The following is an 11553-nucleotide window of genomic DNA, read 5'->3' as shown; positions in this document are numbered from 1 at the left end:
AGGGCCTGGGATCACTTCACGGGGTTGTGGGAGGAGCCGTTGGCGTGCCCCTTGCGGTTGGGGTTGCCGACGGGGGTCGGGGAGGTGGTCCTGGCGGGCGCCGTGGCCGCGGGGGCGGACGACGCAGCCGACGAGCCAGGCGGGCCGGAGGTCGGCCGTGCCGTGGAACGGGAGTTCTCGTGCGCCGCGGCGGAAGCCGTGCTCCCCGCGGAGTGGCCGGTACCGGACGGGGAATCGGGGGCGGACACGCGGGGCGTGGGCGGTTGCGTGGTGTCCGACTGCGGGACGAACGGGGAACTGACGCCGGGGCCGCCCAGCACCGTGCCGATCAGCAGGGCGACGTAGCCGCCGGCGGGGATCAGCAGCAGCCGGGCGGCGCGGTGCACGCGGCGCCGACGGCGCCCCGAGGTGTCCACGAAGACCGGCCGCACCGACTCCTTCTCCGGAGTAGCCGGATCTGGTGCGGGATGGCGGGATGTGTCGAACTCCAGGGGCGCCAGCGGGGGCGGCGGCACGGTGAGGACGTCAGCGTGGGGAGCGTGGCCGTAGGCATGCGCGTACCCGAAACCGCCGTACTGATCCGCGCCGTACTGATCCGCGCCGTACGGATCCGCGCCGTACGGATCCGCGCCGTACGGATCCGCGCCGTACGGATCCCCGCCGTACGGATCCCCGCGGTACGGATCCGCGCCGTACGGATCCGCGCCGTACGCTGTGCCGCTTCCGTCCGTCCACTGCACGAGTTGTGCCCCTCTGTCCTGGCCGACCGGCATGGTCCTCCGAATGGAAAGAGCACAACCGGCCAGATCTGTTACACCTCGGCCCGGCGTCGACGCACTCCCGGCCGTCCCCGCCGGGTGACGTTTCACGCAGGCCGTGCGCTGGATGAGTGCCGGGTTCGGAACCGCGCAGACCGAGGGCGACCACCCCTCGGCGCCGGGGCCGCAACCCACCCCGGGCCTCTCCGTGCCGTTCTTGTCTCCCCCCGTGAGCGGCACGGAGGGAGAGGGGCGGCCGGCCCCGACCACTGCACGGGGTTCCGGCCGCCCCGACACCCGTTTCGGACCTGCGGGGATGTGAGGGACGCCTGTTGCTTGTGACATTTCCGTGACGACAGACGCTGATCACCATGGGCCGTCGATACGGGCCGTCGATGCGACCGGAGCGCGGCGGTCGGCACGGACTCGCCATGAACCGGTGCAAACGAGGGCAATCTTGGGCCAGGTACGGCAACCCCGGCGCGTACAGGCGTACGACGGGGAACTGGGCGCGGCGGTCGCGCGGGCCCAGGACGGCGACGAAACCGCCTTCGCGGTCGCCTACCGGATCGTGCAGCCGGGCCTGCTCGGCTACCTGCACCGCCTGGTCGGCGAGGACGCGGAGGACGTCGCGTCCGAAGCCTGGCTGGAGATAGCCCGCGACCTCGGACGCTTCCAGGGCGACGGCGCCGGCTTCCGCGGCTGGACCGCGGCCATCGCCCGGCACCGGGCGCTGGACCATCTGCGTCGCCAGCGCGTACGGCCCCGGGCCGGCGGGACCGAGCAGGACATCATCGACCTGCCCAGTCCGCACAGCACCCATGAACAGGCCCTGGAGTCCCTCTCCACCGAGCGGGCCCTGGAGCTGGTCCGCGCGCTGCCCCAGGACCAGGCCGAGGCCGTGCTCCTGCGGGTCGTCGTCGGCCTGGACGGTCCCGCCGCCGCACGCGTCCTCGGCAAGCGCCCGGGGGCGGTGCGCACGGCCTCCCACCGGGGCCTGAAACGCCTCGCACGCCAGCTGGGCATCGGCGGCGAGGCGGAGAAGGGCGTGCCGGACGGGACTTCCCGCACGCTGGGGGCGAAATGAACCCGATGAATCGCGCGAATCGGGCGAATCAAACCAGTCGGAACAGTCACAACAGTCACAACAGTCAGAACAGTCGGGACAGGAACGGAAGCGGACATGGGTGAACGGGTGAGCGGCGGCGGAGTTCGGGGCCGTCGGCGTGTGCGGCCCGGCGGCACCCTGTCCGACTCTCGGGACGTACATGACGCCGCCGCACTGGAAGCGGTCCTGGCCGCCGTCCTGCGCCCCGCCGCTCTCGACCCCGAGGCCGAGCAGCGGGCCGTGGCCGCCTTCCGGGCCGCCCGCGCCGCGGGGCCGCACCGGGCACGTACCCGGCGCCGGGACGACTGGCGGCCCCGGGCGGAGCGGCGTGCCCGGCGCCCGGCGAGGATGACGCTCGGCGTGGTGTTCGCCAGCCTCACCCTGGGTGGTGTCGCGGTCGCGGCCATCGGTTCCGCCGGCTCCTCCACCGAGGGTGCGGGCGCCGGCCGGGGCACCGCGCACCCGTCGGCAGTCGCCCCGCACGAGCCGGGCGGTGCGGCCCCGTCGGCGTCCTCCGGCGGCCCCCGCCCGACGGACCGGCCGGCCACCGCCCGGGACACCGAAGCCCACTGCCGTGCCTACGAACAGGTCCAGGGCCGTGGCAAGGCGCTCGACTCGAAGGTCTGGCAGCGCCTCGTCGCGGCTGCCGGAGGCAAGTCCGAGGTCGCCGCGTACTGCTCCGAGCAGTTGGCGCGGGCGAAGGCCACGCCGAGCAGGGCCGCCGGCACGGGCAGACCCGGCGGGCGCGATGCAGACGCCGGCAGCGGCACAACGGGCAACACCGGCGCCTCCGGCAACGGCACGTCCGGCAGCACGCCGGGCGGCACGGACCAGGACCACACGGCCGGGACCGGCCAGGCAGGCGGCGGCCATGGCAGCGGGAAGCGCAGTCGGTGATCAGACAGTCGATCGGGGCAACCCCTTGTGCGGGGTTGCCCCGATCGATCGCTCCTGTGCCCGTCAGCGGTAGGAGTAGTGGAAGTTGGCGATGTTGCGGGTGGTCGGCTCGGTGACCCGCCAGGGGTCCATCACCGCGTCGTCGCCGGAGAGCATCGGGTTCTCGTTCTGGTGCGTCGGGTGCCAGGCCCACCAGAGACGGTCGACGTTCGCGTGGTGCATGTAGAAGAGGGGGTCCGCCGCGGCGGTCGCGATGTCCCCCATGGTGGCGCCCACCCACACGTGGATGTCGTCGTGGACGGACTCCAGTCCCTCCACGAACGTGTTGAAGGTGCCGGCCTGCATCACATGGTCGATGCGGGACGTGATGTGCTGCAGCGCCTGCTGGTCACCGGGCGAGCGCTTGACCCGGATGATCCGGCCCATCGGACCGGGCACCACCACGGTGGGCAGTACGTCGGTCATCCACTGCGGGACCTGCTGGTCGGCGGTCCAGTCCCAGTAGGGGATGGTGACGTCGCCGTGGATCCGGCGCAGTGACGACTCCACCCGGTCCAGGAAGACACGGTGCCAGGGCAGGAAGCGCTGGGCTCCGAGATCGGGCATGCCCGGCATGCCCATGCCCGGCATGGAGTGCTGGTGGTGGTGCATGTCGGCGTGGATGGCGACGAACTTCCCCAGCTCACCGGACTGGTTGATCGCGTTGAACGCGTCGATCAGCCGGGACCGCTCGGCATCGGTGAGGTCCTTCTCGCTCTTGCGGACCTTCTCCACCGGCGTCGCACGGCGCATGGCCACCAGGTCGGCGAACGTCCTGGGTCCGAGTCCGTCGTGCAGGGCGGTGGAATGGGCGAGGAGGTCGGGGTGAGGGAGGGTGGCGAGGGCTTGCTCGGTCATCTGGGTCAAGGCGCACCTCGGGTTGTTGTCGGCTCGTACGGGTTCGGACACCGCACGCCCCTTCAGCAGGATCGGCGCCGCTCCGGGGGGTAGGCACGCCGGGATAGGCCGACGGTGTCCGATTACCGAGGGCGCTCCTGGTGGTACAGAGGGCGCTCCTAGAGGCGGACGGCGATCAGTGCGATGTCGTCGCGCGCGCCCCCGCTGACCCCGAAGCGGGCCAGCAGTGCGTCGGTGAGGCGCTCGGGGATCTCGTTCGGGGTGTGCGCCGAGCGGCGGATCGGTGGCCTGGTCGAGGAGGTCACAGGTGCCGTCGGCGTGCAGCAGGACCGGGGGCGGGTGGCCGGCGCGGCCGGAAGGCCGTGGCCGACCACGTCGCCGACCGACACCGCGAAGGAGCCGTCGGGCAGGTCGATCACGTCGTACCAGTCGCCGCACACGTTGAGGGAACCCACGGCGGGCAGATAGCGCACCGCGATGTCGGGGTGGCGGACCAGGTCCGGGGAGGTGAGCATCGCCTCCTGCAGGGTGACGACGACCTCGCGCTCCTCGAACACTCCCGGCCGGTCCACGACGGGGACGTCGTACTTCTGCAACGCCATCGTGTCGCTTTCCCGGGTGGTCAGGACCCGGTGCAGGGAGGCCCTGAGGTTGCGCACCCCGTCCGCGTCGGGGTCCGCCGGGTTGTCGGGGAAGGCGTCGAAGACGTACGTCCCGACCAGGTCCCCCCAGGTACGGCCGGTCGCCCGCAGGTACGCGTCATTGACGCCTGGTGTCCCACCTCTCAATGTACGGGCCCAAAAAGCCGACGCACCCCCAGGTTGTCCGGGCCGGTGGGCGCAGGACGCCGCCTCCCGCGCCGTCGTCACTGTTCCCGACCGCTAACATGCAGCCGGGATCACGCCATCGGGGGAGGCGGTTCGACGTCTTGCGCTGTCCTCCCGTGCCAGAAGGGACAGTGCATGAGACAGGGACTTTCCAGGGCGGCGGTCGCCGTCATCGCCGCCGGATCGCTCGCGGCGTGCGGCGGCGGAGGGTCGGGAGGGGCGCCGAAGCCCTTCGGCAGCGGCAAGAAGGGGTCCGGGCAGGCCTCCTCCGCCCCGGCGTCGGCGCCCTCGCTCAAGCTCAAGGTCCCTGCCGGCTACGACACTTCACGCGGCTGGGAACTCTCGGGGAAGCAGTTCGGACAGTACGCCCTGCTGCCGAAGGCAGGCTCCGTTGCCGTCATGACCGGCACGGGCTCCACCTACCGGGTGACCGTGCGGGACGCGGTGACGGGCCAGGTCCGCTGGACCGGCAAGCCGTTCAAGGACCTGGCCGAGGGCGGGGCGCCGGGCGTGTTCGCGACCACCGTCGGGGGCAAGGACTACCTGGTCACCTGGTCGGAGGGCGAGACGGGTGAGGACGCCCTGTCCAAGGGCAAGCAGGAGTACGCCGTCGACATCTACACCGCCGACGGCTCGGGCGGCTCCGTCGCCCCCGCCCACCACGTCGAGGTCCCGGCGCGCCAGTACAGCAACGGCCGGGTCGTCGACGGCGGAGCGCGCCTGCTGATACCCGACACGGACAAGGGCACAGCCGCCCTCGACGTGATCACGGGCGAACTCACGACCTACGGCAAGGACTCCGTCAAGGCACCCGACGGCTGCTCGTCGTGTGGCTACGGCAACGAGATCGCCGCCCTCACGGACCACGACCCAGTGGTGTCGAACGAGGGCCACGGCGTCTTCGGCGTCCCCGGTTCCTGGAGCAGCGCCCGTGTCGCCCCGGCACAGGCCGACCCCGCCACCGGCGCGGTGTGGCCGGGCACCGGCGGGTATCTCATCGCCCGCTGGGACGAGAAGAACGAGGGCGACCACAACGTCTGGGCCGTTCTCGACAGCCACACCGGTCAGGTCCAGGCGTCCGTCCTGTGCGCCAAGCCGTTCGTCGGGTCGGCGGAGGCCCCCGAATCCGTCCTCTCCCCGAACGGCCGTTACCTCGTCTCGGAACACCTGGCCTTCGACCTCCGGGCGAAGAAGGGCTACTGCTTCGAGGAGGACGACAACAACAAGCCGCTCTCCTTCACCTCCGTCACCGACGACGGCATCGCCTACGGCACCTCCCTCACGAAGGACAGCCTGGCCGGCACCAAGGCCCCCGTGCAGCTCCCGCTCGCCACGGGCACCCCGAAGGCACTCCCCGACGACTCCGACGTGCCGGTCGGCGACTTCGCCGGGGTCGGCGTCTTCCAGCACGACGAGGGCAACGAGCCCTACCTGATCGTCTACCCGCACAAGGCGTAGCCGACCAGAGACCGGAAGGGTCAGGTCAGGTCAGGGCCCGGCGCAGGGCCGCGGCGAGTCCGGCCGGCTGTCGTTGGGACACCGCGGCGGACAGGATCGCCTGCGACCCGTGGAAGGTGCCGGGCCACTGGTGCAGTTCCACCGAGACGCCTGCCTCCAGCAGGTACCTCCGGACGCGGTACGGGACAACGCCGACGTGGCCGCGCTCACCCAAGTCGCCGGCAACCCCGAGGACTTGGAGACCCTGGACGCCTACTGCGCCACCGGATCGCTCCGCCGGACTGCTACGGGTTCAACTCGCGTCGGCCTCCCGGCAGTTCATCAACGCCTGAGACGTCGAGACGACTCACAGTGATTTGCGCATCGTCTCGACGAGCTGGTCCCGCTGTTCGTTGTACGCGACGCGTGCCTCATCGACCGCTTCCGCGTCGTCGGCCAGCCCCTGCCCGACGACCGCGCGGTAGTCACGCAGGCGGTCCACGAGGCAGTTCGCCTCGCGCATGACGGCCGGTTCCGCGATGAGGGAGAGTTCCAGACGCCGCGAGAGCACTCTGCTGTCGCGGATGACGGTCTGCGCGCGGCTCGCCGCCGACTCGTCGCTGTCGTGGCCGCGGGCGATGTTGAAAAGTATCTCGCTCGCCTCCGCGGTGGCGGCGAGAAAGGACGTGTACACGGCTCTCCGGTCCTCTCTCCTGCGCTGCTCGTTCTCCCGCCGCCAACGCGACCGGTCCAGGATGAAGGTCGCGGTCAGACCGACGAGGGCGCCCAGTGCCGTACTTGCGAGACCGATCCATTCCATCCCCATACGTTGCTCCACCGGGGCGCCCGCCAACCTCCGGACGAGTGACGTATCCGGCCTGAATTCCGGCCGCCTGCATTGCCTGCGTACGGGTGACCGGTCGGGCGATGCACCAGCCGCGGCGACGGGCGGTGTGCTGATCATGGTCAGGTCTTCGCGTCGTCCACAGTCCTCCAGCCCGCTTCCGTCGGGCTGCTGTGCCATGCGCGGATTCGGAAGGAGACGGCCTTGTCCGAGCAGGATGAGAAGGCGGAGCAGAGTGTCGGAGAGCTCACGCTCGCCGGTCCGCTCAGCACGCCCCCGACCGAACTTCCCTACCCGGTACCGGCGCCGGACGAGAGGTGGCAGCTGCCGAACGGCTTCGCGCACGTCTTCTACGGCGAGCGGAACCAGGGGATCGTCCGGCCGGTGATCATGGCGGACGGCTTCAACCTCGGCCGGAGCGACCTGCAGTGGCTCTACGCCGGCCTCGACCGCGACTACCCCCTCATCAGCGAGCTGCGTCGCCGGGGCCGCGACGTGATCCTGCTGGGCTTCGAGGAGCGCGCCGCCTCCATCCTGGACAACGCCGAAACCGCGACCGCCGCCATCATGCGCACCATCGCCGAGCAACTGAGCGACACGAGGCTGATGGTGGGCGGCTTCAGCATGGGCGGCATGATCACGCGGTACGCGCTCGCCAGGATGGAGGCGCAGCGCATGGACCACCGCACCGGGGTGTACTTCTCCTACGACACCCCGCACCGCGGTGCCGTCATCCCGGTCGGTCTCCAGGCGTTCTCGCACTTCATCCCGGTCTCCAACCCCTTCGCCCGGCAGATGAACAGCCCCGCCGCCCGGCAGATGCTCTGGCGGCACTACGACCCCAAGACCGGCGAGATCGGGATCGCACCGGAACGCACGCGGTTCCTCGCGCAGCTGGAGCAGATCGGCTACTGGCCGCGTATCCCCCGCCTCCTCGCCCTCGCCAACGGCCGCGGCGACGGTACGGGCCCCGCCATCCCGCCCGGCGAGACCGCGCTGAAGGTCGACCGGATCTACCCCGGCACCACCTTCTACACGCAGGCCCAGGGCAGGGACGTCATCGTCGCCGAGCTGAAGCGACGGTTCCCCAAGGCCGAGAAGACCATCAAGACGTCGGGCTTCCCGGAGCTGGACGGCGCCCCCGGCGGCACCCTCCGCTCGTACGGGATCCTCGCGGACACGCTGAAGAAGTTCGGCGCCTCGGTCGACCTGAAGCACGAGGACGTCTGCTTCGTCCCCTCGGTCAGCGCGGTCTCGATCCGCGACATCGACCAGCAGAAGGACCTGTACGCGAACATCGACAACCTCAGCCCGGACGAGAGCGACGTCGACGACTTCGTCTGCTCCTCCACGACGACGGCACACACCGCCATCACGGAGGAACTGGGCTACTGGCTCCTGGACCGGCTGCCCGACTGACGGACCCGTCCTTCTCCACCCGCGGTCACGAACCGGGCTGCCACTGCACGGCGACGGGGTCGCCCACGCGCAGCGTGCCCGGTTCGAGGACGTCGAGGTAGACGCCGACACACGACAACCGTCCCAGGGCGAGCACGGGCACGCGGTGTTCGCGGGCCACCGTGCGCATGATGCCGGGGTCGGGCGGCAGCTCGTCGTGGCCGAGGGTGGGGATCACACAGCGGGGCGTGGGGACCACGGCGCGGAAGAGGACCTCGCCCACGCGCAGCCTCGCTCCCGGCCAGGTGTCCTCGGGGAAACCAGGACCCTGGCCGGTCTCCACGACCAGGTTCGGCCGGAACCGGCGCGGGTCGAAGTCTCCGGCGGGGTACGCCTCGCGCAGTTGCGCCAGCGCCGACGTCGTGACGAGGTGGACCCGCCCGAAGTCGAAGAACGTGCCCGCCGCGACCCCGCCCACGGTGATCAGCTCACCGGAGCCGTCCACGACCGCCGTCTCCCGCAGCGCGTCCGGCACACCGCCCTCGTACTCGGGCACCGCGCGCTCCAGCCGGCCCCGCTCCCCCGGCGTAGCGGTCGCGAGGGACACCTTACGGTCCAGCAACTCCGAGAGCCGTACGTCGAGTTCGGGATCGTCGGCCGCGAGGGAGGTGCCGTCCGGCAGCTCGACGCGAGGCACGCCGGTTTCCGTCAGCCGACTCCGGCACCGCAGCAACGGCCCCCACTTGCGCGGGTGCTTCGCACTGCCCACCGCGCCCGTCTCATCGAGCACCGCGTAAGCCCGGTCTCCGTACAGCCCGCCGTCCGTGACCCGCACCGAGTCCAGATCCTCGCCGAGCATGGACTTCACCGGGTACCGGCGCAGCGCCGTCACCGTTCCCATGGATCAACTCCCCGTAGTCCGAAGCCGCCTGTCCGACGGCCCCAAGATCTTGCCAGGGTGCTACTTGCCCGTGGGCGTCACCGGGCTTGTGTGAAATTTCGAACCAGACCGTCTTGCCGATGCCGCAGGTGCGAGGCTCCGCGCCCCAGTGGTCGGCCAGCGCTGCCACCATGTGCAGGCCCCGGCCGGTCTCGTCGTCCGCTGACGCTTCCCGGGGCTTCGGCAGAGTGTTGTTCGCGTCTGCCACCGACACGCGCAGGCGGTCTGTCTCCAGGATGGCCCGGGCCCAGATCTCGCGGCCCGGAAAGACCTTCGCGTGGCGGTATGCGTTCGTCATCAACTCGCTGAGCAGCAGGACCGCCGTCTCCGTCACCTCGTCCGGGAGTTTCCAGGAGGTGGCCTGTTCGCGGAGGAGGGTCCGGGCCCGGCTCACGCTGCGGGCGTGGCGAGGGAGGCGCCACTCGATGTCCTTGGGGAGCCCGGAGGTTGTGGGCGGCGTCGGCATACGCGGTTCGTTCCTTGCGTGTGGTTCTCCGTCATTCGGCCAGCCCAGGCTGGTGGTTCGCGCGTAGCCTCGGGAGTAGCGGAACGGGTACACAGCGTGCTTGTACACGGTGTGTCAGCGGGAGGCGGGTGGGCGCGTGGCTTCGACCGAGTCCCAGCAGGCGCAGCAGAACTGGCGATACTGCGGCGGCCAGGTCAAGTTGTGGCGGGAGGAGGCCGGGGTCAGTCGGCAGGCTCTGGCCGACGAGGCCGGGTACGACTACGAGTACGTGAAGTCGATGGAGTGCGGGAGGCGGCGGCCGACGCTCCGGCTGTTGCAGGTCGCGGATCAGCTGTGCGGGGCGAGGGGAAAGTTGGTGGCTGCGCACGAGTTTCTGAAGCCGGAGCCGTTTCCGCAGCGTACGCAGCAGTACGTGCTGGTGGAGGCCGAGGCGATCACGGTGCAGTGGTATGAGCCGATGCTGATTCCCGGTCTGCTTCAGGCTCCGGAGTATGCGCGGGCGCTGATCAGCAGTAACTGTCCCCCCTTGGACGAGGAGACGGTGGACGAGCGAGTCTCGGCGCGACTGAAGCGGCAGGGGAAGCTGACGAGCAAACCACTCACGCACTTCAGCTTTGTGATCCATGAGGCCGCCTTGCGTTCGGTGGTTGGCGACAAGGACGTCATGCGTAGGCAGTGCGACCGCTTGCTGGAGGCTGGGAGGCAGCGACACTTGTCGATCCAGGTGCTCCCATTCGCCACTGCACCCACGGCGGCGCTCAGTGGCCCGATGGTGCTTGTGGAGACCCGTGATCACGAGCGCTACGCCTTTGTGGACGGTCAGTCGACAGGTGCCCTCTACTCCGAGGGAAACAAGCTCAGTACGTTGACTCAGCGCTATGGCATGATCCGCATGCAGGCGCTTAGCGTTGAGGAGTCTGCCCGGTTCATCGGGAAGGTTGCGGAGGAGCTGTGAGCGCCGAGCTGTCGTGGTTCAAGTCGAGCTATAGCGACTCCGAAGGCAGCGCCTGCCTCGAAGTCGCCTACACATGGCGTAAGTCCAGCTACAGCGACTCCCAGGGCGGCGCCTGTGTCGAGGTCGCCGCCTGCCCCCACGCCATCCACGTCCGCGACTCGAAGCTCGGCGCTCGAAGCCCCCGCTTCGGGGTGCCCGCAGACTCCTGGGCCGACTTCGTCACCTACGCAGCCCGCGAGGTCTGAGCCCCGAGCTTCGGGCTCCGAGACCCGAGCCCTCTTTTCAAGGAACGGGTGGAAAGAAACAACCCGCCCTCCCGCCCTCCCCGTGTCCAACGGCCGCGTATACCAGCCGACATGACTTTTCGTGATCGGCTTGCAACGCGCCGTCGCGAGCCTCTAGCGTTCGCAGCAACAAACAACCCCGGTCGGGTGTTAGCAGCACCCGCCGGGGTCTCACCGCAAGATCGGAAAGGACGATCTCGTGGCTTACGAAAACTCTAGCGCTGCCCCGCCCGCTCCCGCATCGCATCCCATGGCCAAACCCGGCTACGGCAAACGCAACGCCCCCGATCAGCTGCCGCCCCGGCCCGGCGACTTCGCTCACCTCCCGGCCCGCGAGGCGTACATCGCCGGCCTTCTCGATCAGCTTGGCGAGAACGCGGCGATGGACGCCAAGACCATCGCCAAGGCGCAGCCCCTCTACGGGCAGCAGGCCGTCCGTACCGTGCTCAACGAGCTCGCCGGGGCTGGGCATCTGCGCCGCGTACGCCGACGCGTCGAACCCCGTGGTGAAGGCGGCACCGCCACCGGTACCCGCTGGGTCTTCCAGACTTACTGGTCCCGCACCGCACGTGACAACGAATGGTGGGCCCGGTTCCTCGACGGTGACGCGAGCGCCGCGCAGAGCGCAACGCCTGCCCAGGCATCCACATCCGACGCTGCCCCCGGTGACGTAACACCGCAGCCCGACTCGTCGGCACAACCGCACGAGAACACCCGCCCCTCCACCGCGTACACCGCCCTC

Annotated in this window: 12 protein-coding genes and 2 pseudogenes; 7 read left to right on the top strand and 7 right to left on the bottom strand. The window is 70.3% G+C overall.

Going from position 1 to position 11553, the window contains the following annotated elements:
* Positions 1-11: 11 nt before the first annotated feature.
* A complete protein-coding gene (locus ACWD35_RS32590) occupies positions 12-740 on the bottom strand; it encodes a hypothetical protein (protein WP_451354932.1) in 729 nt (242 codons plus the stop codon).
* A gap of 475 nt (positions 741-1215) precedes the next feature.
* On the opposite strand from ACWD35_RS32590, the gene ACWD35_RS32585 reads away from it, so the two are divergent.
* The gene (locus ACWD35_RS32585) at positions 1216-1845 is read left to right on the top strand and encodes an RNA polymerase sigma factor (protein ID WP_451354931.1); all 630 of its coding nucleotides are present in this window, start codon (positions 1216-1218) and stop codon (positions 1843-1845) included.
* Between the two features lie 96 nt (positions 1846-1941).
* Entirely contained in the window at positions 1942-2763 is an 822-nt protein-coding gene (locus tag ACWD35_RS32580; RefSeq protein WP_451354930.1) for a hypothetical protein, read from the top strand.
* Between the two features lie 63 nt (positions 2764-2826).
* Here ACWD35_RS32580 and ACWD35_RS32575 read toward each other — a convergent pair whose 3' ends face one another.
* Together ACWD35_RS32575 and ACWD35_RS32570 are read right to left on the bottom strand one after the other, a co-directional pair.
* Entirely contained in the window at positions 2827-3660 is an 834-nt protein-coding gene (locus tag ACWD35_RS32575) for a tyrosinase family protein (RefSeq protein WP_451354929.1), read from the bottom strand.
* A 158-nt stretch (positions 3661-3818) separates the two neighbouring features.
* Positions 3819-4427: pseudogene (locus tag ACWD35_RS32570) on the bottom strand (PP2C family protein-serine/threonine phosphatase); the annotation flags it as partial.
* A 195-nt stretch (positions 4428-4622) separates the two neighbouring features.
* On the opposite strand from ACWD35_RS32570, the gene ACWD35_RS32565 reads away from it, so the two are divergent.
* Entirely contained in the window at positions 4623-5945 is a 1323-nt protein-coding gene (locus ACWD35_RS32565; RefSeq protein ID WP_451354928.1) for a hypothetical protein, read from the top strand.
* Positions 5946-5970: 25 nt separating this feature from the next.
* Here the strand turns inward: ACWD35_RS32565 and ACWD35_RS32560 are convergent, their stop codons facing one another.
* On the bottom strand, positions 5971-6159 hold the full coding sequence (locus ACWD35_RS32560) for a hypothetical protein (RefSeq protein WP_451354927.1): 189 nt from the start codon (positions 6157-6159) through the stop codon (positions 5971-5973).
* A gap of 132 nt (positions 6160-6291) precedes the next feature.
* On the bottom strand, positions 6292-6750 hold the full coding sequence (locus tag ACWD35_RS32555; protein WP_451354926.1) for a hypothetical protein: 459 nt from the start codon (positions 6748-6750) through the stop codon (positions 6292-6294).
* A 222-nt stretch (positions 6751-6972) separates the two neighbouring features.
* Here ACWD35_RS32555 and ACWD35_RS32550 point away from each other — a divergent pair, with 222 nt between their 5' ends.
* Positions 6973-8187, top strand: a complete 1215-nt coding sequence (locus ACWD35_RS32550; RefSeq protein ID WP_451354925.1) for an esterase/lipase family protein — start codon at positions 6973-6975, stop codon at positions 8185-8187.
* 25 nt (positions 8188-8212) lie between these two features.
* Here ACWD35_RS32550 and ACWD35_RS32545 read toward each other — a convergent pair whose 3' ends face one another.
* Positions 8213-9058: an MOSC domain-containing protein gene (locus ACWD35_RS32545; protein ID WP_451355035.1), complete on the bottom strand. Its 846-nt coding sequence runs from the start codon at positions 9056-9058 to the stop codon at positions 8213-8215.
* On the bottom strand, positions 8946-9572 hold the full coding sequence (locus ACWD35_RS32540; protein ID WP_451354924.1) for an ATP-binding protein: 627 nt from the start codon (positions 9570-9572) through the stop codon (positions 8946-8948). The genes ACWD35_RS32545 and ACWD35_RS32540 overlap by 113 nt, the downstream gene beginning before the upstream one ends.
* Before the next feature lie 136 nt (positions 9573-9708).
* On the opposite strand from ACWD35_RS32540, the gene ACWD35_RS32535 reads away from it, so the two are divergent.
* The 3 genes and pseudogenes from ACWD35_RS32535 to ACWD35_RS32525 all read left to right on the top strand — a co-directional run.
* Positions 9709-10527, top strand: a complete 819-nt coding sequence (locus ACWD35_RS32535; RefSeq protein ID WP_451354923.1) for a helix-turn-helix domain-containing protein — start codon at positions 9709-9711, stop codon at positions 10525-10527.
* Complete coding sequence (locus ACWD35_RS32530; protein ID WP_451354922.1) at positions 10524-10772, top strand: DUF397 domain-containing protein; 249 nt, start codon at positions 10524-10526, stop codon at positions 10770-10772. Before ACWD35_RS32535 ends, ACWD35_RS32530 begins: the two co-directional genes overlap by 4 nt.
* 289 nt (positions 10773-11061) lie before the next feature.
* Positions 11062-11553: pseudogene (locus tag ACWD35_RS32525) on the top strand (hypothetical protein); the annotation flags it as partial.

It is taken from the genome of Streptomyces sp. NPDC002671, assembly GCF_053592475.1.
The sequence above is the reverse complement of the archived record's forward strand: the minus strand, read 5'-3'. Positions and strand labels throughout refer to the sequence as shown.

Bases quoted from the DNA above. Each gene is read 5' to 3' on its own strand.
- ACWD35_RS32580 (WP_451354930.1), top strand. From the start codon at position 1,942: ATGGGTGAACGGGTGAGCGGCGGCGGAGTTCGGGGCCGTCGGCGTGTG.
- ACWD35_RS32575 (WP_451354929.1), bottom strand. From the start codon at position 3,660: ATGACCGAGCAAGCCCTCGCCACCCTCCCTCACCCCGACCTCCTCGCC.
- ACWD35_RS32565 (WP_451354928.1), top strand. From the start codon at position 4,623: ATGAGACAGGGACTTTCCAGGGCGGCGGTCGCCGTCATCGCCGCCGGA.
- ACWD35_RS32555 (WP_451354926.1), bottom strand. From the start codon at position 6,750: ATGGGGATGGAATGGATCGGTCTCGCAAGTACGGCACTGGGCGCCCTC.
- ACWD35_RS32540 (WP_451354924.1), bottom strand. From the start codon at position 9,572: ATGCCGACGCCGCCCACAACCTCCGGGCTCCCCAAGGACATCGAGTGG.